16 protein-coding genes and 1 pseudogene are annotated in these 17216 nt (G+C 49.0%); 15 read left to right on the forward strand and 2 right to left on the reverse strand.

Annotation, left to right across the window (positions count from 1 at the left end):
* Window positions 1-37 precede the first annotated feature (37 nt).
* The 3 genes from ACFQZR_RS04095 (at window position 38) to coaD (ending at window position 1710) form a co-directional block, all read left to right on the forward strand.
* Window positions 38-271 carry a hypothetical protein gene (locus ACFQZR_RS04095; RefSeq protein WP_379343106.1) on the forward strand — a complete coding sequence of 78 codons (234 nt, stop codon included), beginning with the start codon at window positions 38-40 and terminating at the stop codon, window positions 269-271.
* A 369-nt stretch (window positions 272-640) separates the two neighbouring features.
* Window positions 641-1207 carry a 16S rRNA (guanine(966)-N(2))-methyltransferase RsmD gene (gene rsmD / locus ACFQZR_RS04100; protein ID WP_379343108.1) on the forward strand — a complete coding sequence of 189 codons (567 nt, stop codon included), beginning with the start codon at window positions 641-643 and terminating at the stop codon, window positions 1205-1207.
* Entirely contained in the window at window positions 1204-1710 is a 507-nt protein-coding gene (gene coaD, locus ACFQZR_RS04105; protein WP_379343110.1) for a pantetheine-phosphate adenylyltransferase, read from the forward strand. The genes rsmD and coaD overlap by 4 nt, the downstream gene beginning before the upstream one ends.
* Window positions 1711-1725: 15 nt before the next feature.
* Here coaD and ACFQZR_RS04110 read toward each other — a convergent pair whose 3' ends face one another.
* A complete protein-coding gene (locus tag ACFQZR_RS04110; protein WP_379343112.1) occupies window positions 1726-3030 on the reverse strand; it encodes a nucleoside recognition domain-containing protein in 1305 nt (434 codons plus the stop codon).
* Between the two features lie 124 nt (window positions 3031-3154).
* Here ACFQZR_RS04110 and ACFQZR_RS04115 point away from each other — a divergent pair, with 124 nt between their 5' ends.
* Complete coding sequence (locus tag ACFQZR_RS04115; protein ID WP_379343114.1) at window positions 3155-4198, forward strand: YlbL family protein; 1044 nt, start codon at window positions 3155-3157, stop codon at window positions 4196-4198.
* 30 nt (window positions 4199-4228) lie between these two features.
* Here the strand turns inward: ACFQZR_RS04115 and ACFQZR_RS04120 are convergent, their stop codons facing one another.
* Complete coding sequence (locus ACFQZR_RS04120) at window positions 4229-5524, reverse strand: nucleotidyltransferase (protein WP_379343116.1); 1296 nt, start codon at window positions 5522-5524, stop codon at window positions 4229-4231.
* 179 nt (window positions 5525-5703) lie between these two features.
* Between ACFQZR_RS04120 and ACFQZR_RS04125 the strand changes: the two genes are divergently transcribed.
* The 11 genes and pseudogenes from ACFQZR_RS04125 to smc all read left to right on the forward strand — a co-directional run bounded on the left by ACFQZR_RS04125 (window position 5704) and on the right by smc (window position 17196).
* Window positions 5704-6216: a YceD family protein gene (locus ACFQZR_RS04125; protein ID WP_379343118.1), complete on the forward strand. Its 513-nt coding sequence runs from the start codon at window positions 5704-5706 to the stop codon at window positions 6214-6216.
* Window positions 6217-6281: 65 nt separating this feature from the next.
* Entirely contained in the window at window positions 6282-6455 is a 174-nt protein-coding gene (gene rpmF / locus ACFQZR_RS04130; RefSeq protein ID WP_026263995.1) for a 50S ribosomal protein L32, read from the forward strand.
* Window positions 6456-6638: 183 nt separating this feature from the next.
* A pseudogene (fapR, locus tag ACFQZR_RS04135) lies at window positions 6639-7212 on the forward strand (transcription factor FapR).
* Window positions 7196-8182 carry a phosphate acyltransferase PlsX gene (plsX, locus tag ACFQZR_RS04140; RefSeq protein WP_018757766.1) on the forward strand — a complete coding sequence of 329 codons (987 nt, stop codon included), beginning with the start codon at window positions 7196-7198 and terminating at the stop codon, window positions 8180-8182. Before fapR ends, plsX begins: the two are co-directional and overlap by 17 nt.
* A gap of 11 nt (window positions 8183-8193) precedes the next feature.
* Window positions 8194-9180 carry a beta-ketoacyl-ACP synthase III gene (locus tag ACFQZR_RS04145; RefSeq protein WP_379343121.1) on the forward strand — a complete coding sequence of 329 codons (987 nt, stop codon included), beginning with the start codon at window positions 8194-8196 and terminating at the stop codon, window positions 9178-9180.
* A gap of 46 nt (window positions 9181-9226) precedes the next feature.
* Entirely contained in the window at window positions 9227-10156 is a 930-nt protein-coding gene (gene fabD / locus ACFQZR_RS04150) for an ACP S-malonyltransferase (RefSeq protein WP_379343123.1), read from the forward strand.
* 166 nt (window positions 10157-10322) lie between these two features.
* A complete protein-coding gene (gene fabG, locus ACFQZR_RS04155) occupies window positions 10323-11072 on the forward strand; it encodes a 3-oxoacyl-[acyl-carrier-protein] reductase (protein ID WP_379343125.1) in 750 nt (249 codons plus the stop codon).
* A gap of 106 nt (window positions 11073-11178) precedes the next feature.
* A complete protein-coding gene (locus ACFQZR_RS04160) occupies window positions 11179-11412 on the forward strand; it encodes an acyl carrier protein (RefSeq protein WP_018757770.1) in 234 nt (77 codons plus the stop codon).
* Window positions 11413-11545: 133 nt separating this feature from the next.
* Window positions 11546-12784 (forward strand): beta-ketoacyl-ACP synthase II, encoded by a 1239-nt coding sequence (fabF, locus tag ACFQZR_RS04165; RefSeq protein ID WP_379343127.1) that lies wholly within the window; start codon window positions 11546-11548, stop codon window positions 12782-12784.
* 12 nt (window positions 12785-12796) lie between these two features.
* On the forward strand, window positions 12797-13495 hold the full coding sequence (gene rnc, locus ACFQZR_RS04170) for a ribonuclease III (protein WP_379343129.1): 699 nt from the start codon (window positions 12797-12799) through the stop codon (window positions 13493-13495).
* Window positions 13496-13626: 131 nt separating this feature from the next.
* Entirely contained in the window at window positions 13627-17196 is a 3570-nt protein-coding gene (smc, locus tag ACFQZR_RS04175; protein ID WP_379343131.1) for a chromosome segregation protein SMC, read from the forward strand.
* Window positions 17197-17216 lie beyond the last annotated feature (20 nt).

A 17216-nucleotide genomic window follows, 5' to 3' on the forward strand; every position in this document is an offset into this window, starting at 1 on the left:
TGATGCCACTATAGGAAATAGAAAGGAGTGGTTGAGGATGGAGGCTTATTTTGGTTGTCTTCGGTGCGTGAACAGACGTGTACGTTTATTAACATCGGATGGGATCTGGCATGAAGGTACGATTGTTAAAGTGGATCGAAACCATGTCCACCTAAGAAGAGATGAGATAAGAGGTGTCCGGACATCGGGCTTTGGCTTTGGTGGCTTTGGCTTCGGGGATGAGATTCTAACGCTAAGCTTATTTACATTACTTGCGATTGCACTGATTTGAGTCATTTGGAAAGCTCTCCTTTATTAAAGGGGAGTTTTTTTATTTTGATACAGAAAAAAGCCTTCGTGAATAATTATTTCACAAAGGCTTTTTTCTGGGGCCCTCTTTCGAGAGCCCCATCATGGGAGAGGAGAAACCGGACGAAGAGCTTATGGGGAAACGTAAGTCTTCTCCGCGGTTGTCTACGACATTCGATGATGTCGATAACTTAAGGATTGCCCGTCTGAGCAGATTTATACATCGCTTTTCGAAAAAAGAAAATTCGTGGCGGCAATCTGATACGACTGTAGGTTTATTTTTCAACATAGCGGAAAATGTGGTACGATGAAAAAAGTCAGTGGAGGAAATTTAGAATGGGTGAGACTTACAATGAGAGTGATTTCAGGATCGGCAAGAGGCCGTTCATTAAAAGCTGTCCCTGGTATGGGGACAAGGCCGACGACAGATAAAGTAAAAGAAGCGATATTCAGTATGATCGGTCCGTATTTTGATGGCGAGTATGTTCTCGATCTGTTCGCGGGAACAGGTGGACTTGGCATTGAAGCGCTTAGCCGAGGTGCGGAAAGTGCCATTTTCGTGGATATGGATCCGAAGAGCATCGAGGTGATTAAGCAGAATCTGAAGACCGTGAAGCTGGAGAGCCAAGCGGAAGTTTATCGCAATGATGCGATGCGGGCAATTAAAGCGCTCGAGAAGCGGGCGAAAGGATTTGATCTGATTTTCCTCGACCCGCCTTATAAAATGACGAACGTCGACGAGATGATGCTTGATTTGGCACAGCGGGGTCTGGTGCAGGAGGATGCAACCGTGATGGTAGAACATGACGCCAGCCATACTTATCCAGAACAAATTGGCGATTTTAGGCAGATTCGAGTAGCGAATTACGGTGAGACGACCGTCACGATCTATCGGTATGAGAAGGAGGAACAAGCATGAATGAACAAAGCCCAAGAGCACCGAGAGTCGCTGTTTATCCAGGCAGCTTCGATCCCATTACCCAAGGGCATATGGATATTATTGAACGAGCAGCGAGGCAGTTTGACACGTTAATTGTAGGTGTGCTGAATAATCTAAGCAAAAATCCGTTATTTACGGTACAAGAACGAATGGATATGATTCGTGAAGCGACACAACATTTGCCGAATGTTGAAGTGGATAGTTTCCGGGATTTGACGGTGAACTTCGTGAAATCGCGTCAAGCGGATGTCATTGTTCGTGGCATTCGTTCCGTAACGGATTTTGAATATGAACTACAAATGGCGTCTACGAACAATAAGCTGGATTCATCGATTGAGACGATCTTTATGATGACCAACCCGAAGTATTCGTATCTCAGCTCCAGCATTGTCAAAGAGATTGCTCGCTTCCAGGGTTCAGTGAATGATCTGGTCAGCCCTGAAGTAGAACAAGCGCTTCGATTGAAGTATCGCGATATGTAAGCTGTCGATGATCTTTTAGGGTGAAGTTCGATGTCGAATGAATGTCATCAATCCTGAGAGCAGCATGATGATACCGAGAATACTGACGAATAGAATAGGAAGTACATACCATGCGTTAAAATCATTCATCAGCTTGAACCAATCAAGCGAATGACTCTTGTCTTGCGCACTCCAAACGGGAAGGAAACTCGGGGCAATTCGTCCCAAGAGCAGCTGCAATGGATTCCAACATGCCAAAGTGATAAGTACAGCTACGATGCAATGTAGTAATCGCGATAAGATAAAGTAGATGTAGCTCATATCCGTGGATTGCGTCTTACTGCGGACTTGCAAATGTGCGCTGATACCGCTCCAGGCGAGAATGCCGCTAAGAATGGCCATTTGCATTAAGTTGGAGGTTAAGTCAGCTGTACTTATCCCATAGGCGCCGAGATGCAGCTCCAAAAATCCTTGGACCCAATAGAGAGCGATGTTCATCGGGAACAGGAGCTGTACGATTTGTGCGACGATGGAGAAAATCATCATGTATCCGCCGACCATCATGAGGGTCTGCACCGCAGAAGTCACCGCATCGCCGAGCAGTCTTCCGAAAGTACGTCCATCGGCCTGATGTGCTTGCTCCATGGCTTCGAGAATCTGCTGCCAACGCCGCTTAGGCGCTTGGCTATTTGGGGATGCTAAGTCGGAAGTATTCGAGTTACCCTCACGTTCTCGCGTCGTAAATGGGGCTGTAAATACATCGGACACTTCTGAAGAAGTCCCTGATTTTTCAGCCGGATGTGTGCTTCTTGGTGAAATGCCATAGAGAATAAATCCGGTTAAGAGTGCGGAGGCCCAGTGAAATATAGCGAGAGCTATACCCGCATGAGGCTGTTGGAGAAATCCTACGCCAATGACGACGATGATGAGGATTGGATTGCTTACATGCGATAGGGCTAGGAGCCGATTAGCCTCATGCTTCTGAAGAACTTGCATCTTGCGCAGCTTGGCTGTCGCTTCTGCGCCTGCAGGAAAGCCAGCTGTCCAACCAAGCGCTAGTGCCCATCCACCGACGCCGGGAATCCCGAAAATTCTTCGCATCACAGGGTCGAGCAGGACTCCAAGTCCATGAGCGAAGCCGTAGGCCATCATGATTTCGGATATAACCAGAAAAGGAAGCAGTGCAGGAAAGATGAGCTTCCACCACACGGAGAGTCCTTGGAGTGATGCTTTGAAAGCTTGATCAGGGTAGAGCACGATGCAGAATACCAGGAGAATTGCCCCAAAACTGAAGAGCAGCGTCATCCAGGGACTTGTACGAATATTTTGACCATACAACATAAGTTCCACCTCTCCACGCATAAACAAGAATAGTACATGTCTACGCGAAGAGACGAGCATTTAGACTAGAAGAAAGCGTTCCAAGGGCTAAGAAGAGTGAAGGGAATGGAAAGGACGATAGTAAATGGATTCGAATAGACGAGCAACGAGAAGCAGTAGTGTAAAGTTTGTCACGTATTTTTTTGCACTGATTGTAGCGGTGTATGTACTGGTCTTCATGCCGACACCTTATGTGATTTATGAACCAGGAAGTGCTGATGAGATTAAACCACTGGTGACGGTGAAGAATGGCGACCCGGAAGAGAAGGGTACGTTCATGCTCACGACCGTTCTCCGCAAAAAAGCGAATGTCGCGTTAATGCTGGCGAGTGTCTTCGATAAGAATGAGCAGCTGTCCAAGGAAAATCTGGGCGGCAGAACGCAGCAAGAATATACAACAGAACAATTATTCAATATGAGCAATTCTCAGACCAATGCCATGGCGGCAGCTTATCTGCATGCCAAAATACCGTTTGATGTCATCATGGATAAATTAGTTATTATCTATAATAATCCGCAGCTCGAGACAAAAAATGATTTCCAGACAGGAGACCAGCTATTAAGCCTTGATGGAAAGAAGTTCAAGCAGTATGATGAGCTCATTACCCTCCTTCAATCTAAAAAAGTTGGCGATGTTCTTAAGGGGAAAGTACTTCGGAACAACAAAGAAACGGATGTAACGGTTGAATTGATTGAACTGAAGGACGCAAAGGGAAATTCTCGTCCTGGGATGGGTGTGAATTTCGGGATTGAACAGAAAGTCGTGCCGCGGGGCAGCGACAAGGAGATTCAATTCAAAGTTGAGAATATTGGCGGTCCATCTGCCGGGCTGATGTTCACCTTGGAGCTTGTGAACCAATTGACACCTGGTGATTTGAGTAAAGGTTACCGGATAGCGGGGACAGGTACAATGAGTCCCGATGGTACTGTAGGTCCAATTGGCGGGATTCCGCATAAAATTGTTGCTGCTGATCGCGAACACGCGGATATTTTCTTCGCACCTGCTAAAAATTATGATGAGGCCAAGAAAAAATACGATACGATCAAGACGAATATGAAGCTCGTCAAAGTCGATACGGTTGATGATGCGCTGAATTATTTGAAGGCGTTGCCTGATAAAACGAAATAAATGCGTTAGGAAAAATCGAACCACCCACGCTTATCTGGGATAGCGGATGGGTGGTTCGTAATAATCACGGAAGAGCATACGCGCAGCGTTCACTTGGTCTCGGAAAGCCGTGGCATAAATGCTCGTCGCTCGAATATCCAATGCCAAGAAGGGGTGCTCCATCTTCTCCGTATCTGGTACATTCGTAATGATGGGCAGCTTGGCGCTCTTCTTCATTCGTTTGAGTAAGGCTTGCCCTTGCGTTGAGAAGCCGAGGACACGGATGTAGGATAATCCGTCACGCAGTTGATCCGGCGCAAGCTGGGTCTTGCTATGATTTAATAGCAAGTGCGTTAGGGTCCGCTGCAGCTTCGCTCGCGTATAGCGTCTGGTCTTGAGCTGATCGAGCAGCGCTTCGATGGTGAGCGCAGGCAGGGCGGGCAGCGCTTGCAGGATTCGCTGCTCGAGCCCTTCGGTCACCTCGTGATGCGCTGCGAGTGCTGCAGCGTCCTGCTGCAGCAAGGTGTGGAACAAGGGAGCGGCGAATGCCTCCCATGTGACCGGGCCGCGCCCGGCAAGCCACTCGCGCTGCAGAATTTGCAGCGTGCTTGGCGGCACGTAGGGCGCGAGCGGCGCGAGGTCGCCGCCGCCTTCCGCGAGCAGGCGGCGCAGGGCCGTCGCGCTCGCGATATGCGCATCAGTGATGCGCGGCTCGTGGTAGCCCGCTGCGCGGCGGGCGACCGTCAAGGGCTTGATAGGGCTCTGCAGGCGCAGCAGAGCCATGAGATAGTGCAGCCCTAACGAATTGTTGGGCTGCTTCAAGATCGCGGCGAGCGCCTCCGCATCGCAGTCGTCTGCGATGGCGCCCTTGCCGCCGCCCGCGAGCGCAGCTGCGGCGCTTTTCCCGGCCGCTGCCGCGAACGCGGCCGGGTAGCTCGCGCCTTGGCGCAGCTCGGCTCGCAGCGCGTCACCGAGCCCCGCGGGCTCGCGATGCAGCAGCTGCGCGAGCTGCATGAGCAGCGCCAGCTCGCCATGCTCGCTGCCGAAGCACAGGGCGTCGCAGACGCCCGTCGCGTCCAGCAGGCCGACCGCGCCGAAGGCAAACCACTCGGCGGGCTGCACCGCATACGCCGCCGGCAGCTCGATGACGACGTCGACGCCCATGGCGAGGGCCATTTCGGCCCGCGCCCATTTGTCGACAATGGCCGGTTCGCCTCGCTGCAAATAATGTCCGCTCATGACGGCGATGACCGCGTCAGCCTCAGCTTTCCATTTGGATTGCTCCAAATGATAGAGATGGCCGTTATGCATCGGATTATATTCTACGATGATGCCGACAGTTTTCACCTGTTTTCATCCTTTCGAATCCGTGATATATTTTCATGAAAAAACCTGATGAGATAGCAGAAATTCACGCTTCTAGCAGGCGATAGATTCTTTTGGACAAGCTTTTATCTAACTATAACATGTTGACAAATCCCTAGTAAAATCGATATAATAATTTTTGTCTGTTTGGAGTGATGTATATGAACTTTAATATTCGTGAGCTCATGTCAAAAGATACGACAATAACCTTTGATCAATCCATCGATATGAACCGTGTCATCGAAGGGCGACCTGATATTACATATATCAGCCCGGTGAAGGTTGAACTTATGGTAAGGCCTGAGATGGGCGGCGTGATTGATGTGCGAGGGGAGTTAAACGCAGAGCTGAAGCTTCAGTGTTCACGTTGCCTGACTCCGTTCGCGAAGAGCTACGTCATTCCGTTTCATGAGCGGTTCAAGCTAGCGGAATCTCCTGAGGAAGCCGAAGAGAATGAAGATTTCGAATTCGTCTCTGAGGAGAGGGTCGATCTCGCACCGTATGTGGAAGAAGAAATGTATATGAATCTTCCGTATGCTCCGTTATGTGATGAAGATTGCCAAGGCTTGTGTCCAACCTGTGGGGTTAATCGTAATGAGAATCCCTGCGGTTGTTCGAATGAGAAGATTGATCCGCGGCTCGCTGCGCTCAAAGATTTCTTTAAACAAGATTAACCTAAGAGCGCACATTAGCTATCGGAAGAAACAGCAGTGTAATTTTGGTAAGGAGGTGGGAACACATGGCAGTACCTCAAAGAAGAACGTCCAAAACACGTCGTGACAAACGTCGTACTCACTTTAAATTGGCGGTACCTGGAATGGTAAAATGTGAACAATGCGGAGAGTTGAAACTTGCTCACCACGTTTGCAAAGTTTGCGGAACTTACAAAGCAAGAGAAATCATCAAGCAATAACATAAGTTTCGAGGTAATAGTGCTTCATCTCACGATGAAGTGCTATTTTTTTTGTACAAAAGCTTTCTTTTTCAGCGCCGATTCACTATACTATAACCTAGTACCTGGTTCTAATAAGAATGGAATCAGTATGAAAGGCGGTAGGTACCTATCGAACGATTACCGAAAAGACAGCGGCAGCAGATGCTAGTAAAGATCATCGAAGAGAATCCGTTCGTGACGGATCAAGAGCTGACCCGCCAGCTGAAAGTTAGCATACAGACGATTCGCTTGGATCGGATGGAACTAGCCATCCCGGAGCTTCGGGAACGCCTCAAGATGATGGCAGAACGCTCCTACGACCAAGTTCGCTCCTTGCCCCTGCATGAAGTCATTGGGGATATTGTCGACCTGCAGCTCGACCGCAGCGGCATCTCGATATTCGAGATTCGCCCAGAACATGTCTTCTCGCGGACGAAGATTGCACGTGGACATCATATATTCGCGCAAGCGAACTCTCTGGCGGTAGCCGTCATTAACGAAGAAATCGCGTTGACTGCATCCGCAGATATCCGATTTATCCGCTCGGTGCATCTGGAAGAGAAATGTATCGCTAAGGCTTATGTTCGCTCGATTTCCGGTCAGAAGGGCAAAGCTAAGGTTGAAGTGTTCTCCTACGTAGGTGAAGAAATGGTGTTTCAAGGAAACTTTATCATATATCGAACCAAGAATGAGTCGAACATCGAAGGAGGGAACGAGGAATGAAGATCGCCATTGATGCGATGGGTGGGGATCATGCTCCTGCTTCGAATGTAGAAGGCGCAGTGGCAGCAGCTCAGACGTGGAATGATATCGATGTCATACTCGTTGGAGACGCAGCGATTATTGAACCGCTCCTTAAGGAAAGACCGAGTAATCTACATATACATCATTGTACTGAAGTAATTGGACCTGAGGATGAACCTGTAAAGGCGGTTCGCCGCAAGAAGGACTCATCTATGGTTGTCGCTGGACGTCTTGTGAAAGAAGGACAAGCCGATGCCATGATTTCCGCAGGGAACACGGGTGCGCTCATGACGACCGGATTACTGGTTGTTGGGCGTATGGATGGAATCGAACGTCCAGCACTTGCGCCGATGCTGCCAACGATGGATGAAGTCGGCGTGTTAGCGTTGGATTTAGGTGCGAACATGGATGCGAAGCCGGAACATTTGGTACAATATGCGGTGATGGCGAGCATTTATCGGACGAAGGTTCATGGGATGACGAAGCCGCGTGTAGGTCTCTTGAACGTTGGAACGGAAGCCATGAAGGGGAATGAGCTTACCAAGGCGACTTATCCACTTCTCGAAGAGGCACCGATTCAATTCGTCGGCAATGTTGAGTCTCGCGATGTTTTGGAACGCAATTGCGATGTGTTGGTATGCGACGGATTTGTCGGGAACATTCTGCTCAAGACAATGGAGGGTACGGCAGGTTCACTTATGTCTGTACTGAAGAAGGAATTCACGAAGAACCTATGGACGAAGCTCGCGGCAGCGATTATGATGCCAGGACTTAAAGGGCTTAAGAAGACGATGGATTACAAAGAACACGGCGGAGCGCCGCTGCTCGGACTGAACGGATTAGTGATTAAGGCGCACGGATCTTCGGATGCGAATGCGGTGAAGAACGCCGTTCGTCAGGCAAGAATCGCGATTCAGAGTCAATTAATTCAGACGATTTCCATGGAAATCAGCAGGAAGTGAGTGTTGTAGAAATGAATTTACATCCAGTTGGGATTTTGGGAACAGGCAAGTATGTACCGGAACGTATTCTCACGAATGCAGATTTAGAGAAAATGGTAGAAACGAATGACGAATGGATCGTTACGCGCACGGGGATGAAAGAACGCCGTATTGCGGCGGAAGATCAAGCAACCTCGGATCTTGCTTACCACGCGGCACTCGCAGCGATGGAGAAGGCTGGTGTAACAGCAGACGAAATTGATCTCATTATTGTCTCGACGATTACGCCGGATACGATGTTCCCGTCAACCGCTTGCATTCTTCAAGATAAGCTCGGTGCGAAGAAGGCGGCAGCTTTTGACTTGTCGGCAGCTTGTTCCGGTTTTATTTATGGTCTAGCGACAGCGAACAATTTCATTGCAACAGGCATGTACAAGAAGGCGCTTGTAATCGGTGCGGAATGTCTATCTCGGATTACAGACTACACAGACCGTAATACATGCATTCTGTTCGGAGACGGGGCAGGTGCAGTTGTACTTGGTGTTGTTCCAGAAGGTCGTGGCTTCAAATCGTTCGAACTTGGTGCGGATGGTTCAGGCGGCGAACTGCTTAAGCTTAGCGGCGGCGGATCGCGCATGCCAGCATCGATGGAATCGATCGAAGGAAAGAGCCATTACATCCACATGGCTGGAAGTGAAGTGTTCAAATTCGCGGTTCGTACGATGGGGAATGCAGCGGAAGAAGCGCTCGCGAAAGCGAAACTTACCAAAGAGGATATTGATCTATTGATCCCGCATCAAGCCAATATCCGTATTATTCAAGCATCCGTGAACCGTCTGAATCTGCCGGAAGAGAAATGTATGATCAATCTGCCGAAGTATGCGAATACGTCTGCAGCATCGATTCCTCTTGCCCTTGCGGAGGCAGATGAAGAAGGCCGGATTAAAGAGGGCGATTGCATCGTTCTTGTTGGTTTTGGTGGCGGGTTAACTTGGGGCGCATCTGTTATCGTTTGGTAATCATTCATACTTTTTTTCTTGATTGATCTATGGAAGGAGCATTACTTTGTCTAAAATTGCATTTGTATTTCCAGGTCAAGGCGCACAAGCGGTTGGTATGGGAAAAGACGCATATGATTCCGTTGAATCAGCACGCAGCGTGTATGATCGCGCAGACGAAGTGCTGGGCTTTCCTTTGACGGAGCTAATTTTCGAAGGACCCGATACAGAGCTTAAGAAAACTGTAAATACACAGCCGGCACTGCTCACAACGAGTGTGGCTTATTATGAAGCGTTGAAATCGAAGGGTATTACACCGGATTTCGTAGCTGGGCATAGCTTAGGGGAGTATAGCGCGCTTGTTGTTGCGGGCGTATTATCTTTTGATGATGCTGTAGCCATTGTGCGTGCACGCGGACAATACATGGAAGAAGCTGTGCCGAATGGTCAAGGCGCGATGGCTGCTGTTCTTGGGCTCGAACGTGATGCGTTAGCTGCACTTTGTGTTTCGGTGTCCGCCGACACGGGTGTTGTTGAGCTTGCGAATGTGAACTGCCCAGGGCAGATCGTCGTATCCGGCAGCAAGGAAGGCGTAGATGGAATCGTTGCTCGCGGTAAAGAAGCTGGAGCGAAGCGTGTACTTCCGCTCGAGGTAAGTGGTCCGTTCCATTCCTCGCTGATGAAGCCAGCAGCTGCGAAGCTAGGCGATACTCTCGCAAGCGTTGCGATGAAGGATGCAGCCGTGCCTGTAATTGCGAACGTGACTGCACAGTCTGTGACTCAAGCGGAAGAGATCCGCAAGTTGCTTGTAGAGCAGGTCTATTCTCCTGTGCTATGGGAAGATAGCGTGCGCTATTTGATCGATCAGGGTGTGGACACATTTATTGAGATTGGTTCTGGCTCGGTTCTTGCAGGCCTGATCAAGAAGATCGATAAGGGTGTGCGCATCGTGTCCGTGAATAGTCTTGAGGCGCTCGAAGGAGAACTTCTGGCTTAAATGGTAGTTCAAAAGTCATCTTTTGATCACGAAGTGTTTCATGAAGCGAAATCGACATCGAATCTTGCGTTGTGCTGAAAAGCTAACTTTTGAACACAGACTTTAAGAGGCGATTTCGACTAAGGAAAGCAAGAGTTGTGAATGATGTATAGGAGGTGTTCGTACGTTGACGAATGCATTAGATGGAAAAGTGGCCGTTGTAACAGGTGCATCCCGTGGGATTGGCCGTGCAATTGCGATGGAATTGGCGCAAGCCGGGGCTGACGTCGTCGTGAACTATGCCGGGAGCCAGGGCGCTGCTGAAGAGGTTGTTGAAGTGATCACGGCGCTTGGTCGCAAAGCGATTGCTGTACAAGCCAACGTCGGGAAGAGCGATGAGGCTGAAGCGTTGGTGAAACAAACGCTTGAGGTGTTTGGCCATGTCGATATATTGGTGAATAATGCCGGTATTACGCGAGATAATTTAATTATGCGGATGAAAGAAGACGAATTCGACGCGGTCATTGAGACCAACTTGAAAGGCGTATTCAATTGCGTGAAGGCTGTGACACGTCCAATGATGAAGCAGCGTTCCGGCCGCATTATTAACATTTCTTCCGTTGTTGGTGTGCTGGGTAATCCAGGTCAAGCGAACTATGTGGCTGCCAAAGCAGGCGTCATTGGGCTTACCAAAGCTTCTGCACGCGAACTCGCGTCTCGTGGCATTACGGTCAACTGTGTTGCGCCAGGCTTCATCGAGACAGATATGACAGACAAGCTGTCCGAAGAACTGCGCACGCAAATGCTGGGGCAGATCCCTCTCACACGTCTTGGACAACCGGAAGAGATCGCGAAGGCGGTTCGCTTCTTAGCGTCCGATGATGCAGCATATATGACAGGCCAGACCCTCCATGTTGACGGCGGCATGTACATGTAGTTAAATGGTACAGCTGGCATTTTGCACCACATGGGAATTTTACTGGTCTATTGTATGGTAATTTAGTTAAGATTCTCGTATAATACCAAATGAGGAGGTGAACCGGATGTCCGAAGTATTGGATCGCGTAAAACGAATCGTTATCGATCGTTTAGGCGTTGACGAGGCAGAAGTGACACTTGAAGCATCTTTTAAAGATGACCTTGGCGCTGATTCTCTCGATGTCGTTGAATTAGTGATGGAATTGGAAGATGAGTTCGATTTGGAAATCTCTGATGAAGATGCAGAGAAAATCACTACTGTTGGTGAAGTTGTGAAGTACATACAATCTCATACCTAAATCGATTGAGTCCCGTTGGTTCAACGGGACTTCTCCACATTATTCATTCTACACGCATAACTAAAGGTTCCACAGAATTATTGTCATTATGATAAATGCAAATGTTGCAGTCTATATATAGAGGTGATTGTGTTTGAAGCAAAGAGTTGTTATTACAGGAATGAGTGTTGTTACATCCTTAGGTTCGGATTTGAATACATTCTGGAATAACCTGATGGAAGGGAAATCCGGCGTATCCAACATCGAGGCTTTTGATGTAAGTGAATACCCGACACGAATTGCAGCATCCATTAAAGACTTCAATCCGGATGATTACATGGATAAGAAAGAAGCTCGCCGTATGGATCGCTTCGTACAATTCGCTGTTGCAGCCAGCCTGAAAGCTGTTGCCGATGCGAAATTAAATATTCAGGAAGATACAGACCCAGAGCGTGTTGGCGTGATGGTCGGCTCCGGAATCGGTGGCCTAGGAACTTGGGAAGATGAGCACAATAAGCTGCTTGAGAAAGGACCTAAACGGGTTAGCCCCTTCTTCATTCCGATGATGATCGCGAATATGGGGTCAGGACAAGTCTCCATGATTCTTGGCGCAAAAGGTCCGAATAGCACGACAGTAACGGCTTGTGCGACAGGGACACATTCAATCGGTGATTCATTCCGTACCATTCAACGTGGTGACGCTGATGTGATGGTCTGTGGTGGTGCAGAAGCGACAATTCGTCCAACAGGTATGGCTGGGTTCTGCGCAATGCGTGCGATGTCAACACGTAATGAAGAGCCAGAGAAAGCAAGCCGTCCATTCGATACAGATCGTGACGGATTCGTTATGGGAGAAGGCGCAGGTGTTCTTGTTCTTGAATCTCTCGAGCACGCACAGAAGCGCGGCGCACATATCTATGCGGAGGTAATCGGCTATGGTATGAGCGGTGATGCGCATCACATGACAGAGCCAGATCCGACGGGTGCTGCTCGTTGTATGACCAAAGCGATCCAAGATGCTGGCATTACGCCAGAAGTCGTTGATTATATTAATGCGCATGGCACATCGACTCCGGTCGGTGATAAATCAGAGACGACAGCAATTAAGCTCGCTCTAGGCGATCATGCTTATAAAGTTGCCGTAAGTTCAACCAAGTCAATGACAGGTCACTTGCTCGGCGCTGCAGGCGGCGTTGAAGCGGTAATCTGCGGTCTATCTTTAGAACATGGCGTTATTGCACCAACCATCAATTTGGACAATCAAGATCCTGAGTGTGATCTCGATTATGTACCGAATGTACCGCGTAAAGCGGATTTACATGTGGTGATGTCGAATTCCTTCGGCTTTGGCGGTCATAACGCGACCATTGTGCTGAAGAAATACGAAGCGTAAGGAGCCATCCTTTTGAGTGCGGACTTAAGGCATTTACAACAAAGTTTAAATATCCATTTCAAAAATCGGCAGCTGCTGAAGCAGGCGTTTACACATGCATCATATGTCAATGAACATCGCTTCGGTCAGCATCAGGATAATGAGCGCCTCGAGTTTCTCGGGGATGCCGTGTTGGAATTAACCGTATCGGAGTTTTTATTTGAGGCCCATCCGAACAGACCCGAAGGGGAGCTTACGAAGTTGCGTGCAGCGATCGTATGTGAGCCTTCACTCGTGAAATTTGCGGAAGCCTTGCAGTTCGGGCAATATGTTCTGCTAGGCAAAGGGGAAGAGCTAACAGGTGGACGGATGCGTCCAGCACTGCTCGCAGATGTATTCGAGTCATTTATTGGCGCGTTATATCTCGATCAAGGTCTAGAAGTCGTACGATCCTTTCTGACGAAGTATGTGTTCTCCCAAGTGTCGCAAGAGGGCAAGATGCAGATTAATGATTTTAAGACGCGTCTTCAAGAGTTTACGCAGCAGCACAATATGGGGCTGCTCGAGTATCGGATCGTCGAAGAACGAGGCCCGGCGCATGAACGAGAGTTTGTCTCGGAAGTGCATATGGGGGAAGAATGTTTGGGCCGCGGAACAGGGCGTTCGAAGAAAGAAGCAGAGCAGCAGGCTGCTGCTCAGGCGCTCGAACGCATTGTTATTCCGAAGTCGTAGGAGTCATAGGTAGGAGCAAGAGCAAAAGAGCAGCGAGGCGTAAGCCTTTTACGGGTCCACGTTCGCTCCTTTTGCTCTTCTTTGTGAACAAACAAGTGTACAACCTTTTCAAATGAGGTGAATGATGAACGATGTTCTTGAAACGGATTGAACTGCAAGGGTTTAAATCTTTCGCAGACAAAACTGAACTCGAGTTCGTCCAAGGGATTACAGCGGTCGTCGGGCCTAATGGGAGCGGTAAGAGTAACATTTCAGACGGGATCCGGTGGGTGCTGGGCGAACAGAGCGCGAAGAGCCTCCGCGGTGGGAAGATGGAAGATATTATTTTCGCAGGCAGTGATGCGCGGAAGGCCGTGAACTACGGGGAAGTATCTTTGACGCTCGACAATACAGATCAAGCGCTGCCGCTCGATTTCAATGAGGTGACGGTTACCCGTCGCGTTCATCGCAGCGGCGAGAGCGAATATTTGATCAACAAGCAAGCATGTAGATTGAAAGATATTACGGAGTTGTTCATGGATACAGGGATCGGGAAGGAAGCTTACTCGATTATTGGACAAGGACGTATTGAGGAGATATTAAGTACGCGGTCAGAGGATCGCCGCGGGATTTTTGAGGAAGCGTCAGGAATTGTGAAGTATAAATCGCGTAAACGTGAAGCCCAGCGCAAACTTGATGAGACGGAGCAGAACTTGCTGCGTATTCATGACTTAGTGAGCGAGCTTGAGGATCAGATTGAACCTTTACGGGAACAATCGACGAAGGCGATTCAATACAAAGAATTTCGAAGTCAATTGAAGTCCAAAGAAATTTCGATGTATGTCTATCAAATTGAACAGATTCATCAATCTTGGCAGGAAGCGAATGCGAAGATGACGAAGCTGCAGCAGGAACAGCTAGAGCTCTCGACGGTCGTGAGTCAGCATGATGCAGGACTTGAGAAGCACCGAGTTGAAATGCGCAAGCTAGAGGAAGAACTCGAAGGTCTTCAACAAGCGCTGCTCTCATATAGTGAAGAGTTCGAGAAATGCGAAGGCTATGGCGAGGTCTTGAAAGAGCGTCACAAAAACTTGAAACACAATGAAGGGCAGCTGACCCAGTCACTGGAAATGCATGAGCGTCGGATGCAGGAGAAGGAGATTGAGGAGAGTACCTGTAAAGTGAAGCTCGATGAAATCGAAGCACAGCAGGCAGATCTTAAAGCAAGGCTCACAGAGGAAGAATCGCGCCTCATTGGCGTTACGGGCGGGGCGAGCATTGATACCGAGGAGAGCTTAAAAGGTCAACTCCTTGATGTGATGAATCAGATGGCCCAGCTGCGGAACGAAATTCGCTACATCGATCAGCAGAGTGAGACACTTGGACGTCGTTTGGAACGTATGGGTGATGAGGAAGCGAAGCTGAAAGAGCAGAAGACACAGTACGATGAGTCTATGCGCGCCATTGAACAGAAGCTAGTGGAGACGGCTGAGCTTGTTGAATCGCTACGTAATCAATTTATAGCAGAGAGCGATCGTCTGCGTGAGGTACAGCATTTATTGGATGAGGCACAGTCGACGGCTCGCCGATGGGAGCAGAAGCTGGATGCCCTTGTATCGCGCCGGGACACGATGAAGGAGCTTCAGGACGATTATGACGGGTTCATGATCGGGGTCAAAGAAGTGCTGAAGGCTTCCCGAAATGGATCTTTGCATGGGGTTCATGGTGCTATTGCAGAGTTGATCACCGTCCCTGAGAAGGTGGAGACTGCCATGGAGACCGCACTTGGGGCATCGATGCAGCACATCGTCATGGAGAATGAAGCGTTGGCTCGGGAAGCAATTGGCTTCTTGAAGCGCCGTCAATTGGGACGGGCTACGTTCTTGCCGCTCAATGTCATTCGGCCGCGCACATTATCGGACAGTGATCGCAAGCTGCTGAGTAATGCCGAGGGCTTCGTCGGCATCGGGGTCGATCTGGTACAGTTCGACCGCAAATATAGCGATATGATCGGGAGTCTTCTTGGGAACGTCGTGATCTCAGAGACCCTCGAACAGGCGAATAAGATTGCGGCGAAATGCCAATATCGATTCCGCGTCGTTACCCTAGAAGGGGATGTTGTGAATGCCGGCGGTTCCATGACCGGGGGTAGTGTGCACAAGAAGAACACAAGCCTCTTGAGTCGAAATCGTCAGATTGAACAATTAGAAGCAGATATTAAGCAGACCGAAGCACAGCTTATGAAGTTGCAGGCGGGCGTCAAGGATATGAAACAAGAGAGCAATGCTTTGCAGCAGAGCCTGGAGAAACTGCGTGAACAGCGCGACAGCAAGAGAATGGAAGAGCAGCGTCTTCAAGCCGAGCAGAAGCAGCTTGAGCATGAATCACGTCATGTGAATGAGCAGCTTTCGCTGATTACGCAAGAAGGCGACGGCTATGCGAAGGAATCGAATGAATTCGTGAGCGGGCGCGAGGTTGCTGTTCGTAAGCTTGAAGCTTATCAAGTTGATGAAGCTCGCATCCAACAGGAGATTCAAGCAGCAGAGTCGATGCGGAAGATGAACGAATCGGCGAAGGAAGAATTGCAATCCCAGCTAACAGATCTAAAGGTTCAAGCCGGGAAGTGGGATCAGGAGAAATTCTCCTTGCAAGAACAGCTTAGACGTGTTCGTGAAGAGAAAGCGACGTATGTCCGTGATCTGGCAGGGGCGAAGCAATCTCTCGAGCAGATCCAGAAGGATTATGAAGTCTATGATCGTGAACGCGTGAAGCAAGTTGAAGATTTGAACCACTACAAGATCCAGAAGGAAAAAACTGCTGAGCAGATCGACTTCAAACGCGCAGATCGCGCAGAATGGGTCCGGAAGCTAGAGCTTGAAGAGAGTGAGACCAAGGAGCAGCGTACAGCCCTTCGAAACGTAGAAGAGCAACTGCGTCATACGGAGATTCAAGTGAATCGTCTGGATGTGGAGCTCGATAACATTCTTAAGAAGTTAAGTGAGGAATATGAACTTAGCTTTGAGCTGGCGAAGCATCGATATCCGGTACCTGAGGACGTGCTTGGAACACAGCAAGAGGTTCGCGATCTGAAACGTCAGATCTCGGCGTTGGGAGATGTCAATCTCGGTGCGATCGAGGAATTCGAGCGTGTGAATGAGCGGTTTACGTTCTTGAATGAGCAGAAGGATGACTTGATCGAAGCGAAGACTACACTCTACGAGGTCATCCGGGAGATGGATGATGAAATGGGTAGACGGTTCCGAGCAACCTTCGATGCGATTCGCAAGGAATTCGTTATCGTGTTCTCGAAGTTATTCGGCGGCGGTCGTGCAGATCTTGTCTTGATCGATCCAGACCGCATCTTGGACACAGGGATCGATATCGTGGCACAGCCACCTGGGAAGAAGCTTCAGAACTTGCAACTGCTATCAGGTGGTGAGCGGGCATTAACGGCAATGGCCTTATTGTTCGCGATCTTGCAGGTCAAGCCTGTTCCATTCTGCGTGCTCGATGAGGTTGAAGCGGCACTCGACGAAGCGAATGTAACGCGATTTGCACAATATTTACGTGAGTTCTCAGAACAGACACAATTTATTGTTGTAACCCATCGAAAAGGAACGATGGAAGAGGCAGATGTACTATATGGTGTTACAATGGAAGAAGGCGGCGTATCGAAGCTTGTATCGGTTAAATTGGAAGATGACGATGCGGTCATCGCTTAGTTGAATCTAACCGCCTAAGT

The organism is Paenibacillus sp. GCM10027629 (assembly GCF_042676425.1).
GTDB lineage: Bacteria > Bacillota > Bacilli > Paenibacillales > Paenibacillaceae > Paenibacillus_K > Paenibacillus_K terrigena.

Bases quoted from the DNA above. Each gene is read 5' to 3' on its own strand.
- ACFQZR_RS04095 (WP_379343106.1), top strand. From the start codon at position 38: ATGGAGGCTTATTTTGGTTGTCTTCGGTGCGTGAACAGACGTGTACGT.
- rsmD (WP_379343108.1), top strand. From the start codon at position 641: ATGAGAGTGATTTCAGGATCGGCAAGAGGCCGTTCATTAAAAGCTGTC.
- coaD (WP_379343110.1), top strand. From the start codon at position 1,204: ATGAATGAACAAAGCCCAAGAGCACCGAGAGTCGCTGTTTATCCAGGC.
- ACFQZR_RS04110 (WP_379343112.1), bottom strand. From the start codon at position 3,030: ATGTTGTATGGTCAAAATATTCGTACAAGTCCCTGGATGACGCTGCTC.
- ACFQZR_RS04115 (WP_379343114.1), top strand. From the start codon at position 3,155: ATGGATTCGAATAGACGAGCAACGAGAAGCAGTAGTGTAAAGTTTGTC.
- ACFQZR_RS04125 (WP_379343118.1), top strand. From the start codon at position 5,704: ATGAACTTTAATATTCGTGAGCTCATGTCAAAAGATACGACAATAACC.
- rpmF (WP_026263995.1), top strand. From the start codon at position 6,282: ATGGCAGTACCTCAAAGAAGAACGTCCAAAACACGTCGTGACAAACGT.
- plsX (WP_018757766.1), top strand. From the start codon at position 7,196: ATGAAGATCGCCATTGATGCGATGGGTGGGGATCATGCTCCTGCTTCG.
- ACFQZR_RS04145 (WP_379343121.1), top strand. From the start codon at position 8,194: ATGAATTTACATCCAGTTGGGATTTTGGGAACAGGCAAGTATGTACCG.
- ACFQZR_RS04160 (WP_018757770.1), top strand. From the start codon at position 11,179: ATGTCCGAAGTATTGGATCGCGTAAAACGAATCGTTATCGATCGTTTA.
- smc (WP_379343131.1), top strand. From the start codon at position 13,627: ATGTTCTTGAAACGGATTGAACTGCAAGGGTTTAAATCTTTCGCAGAC.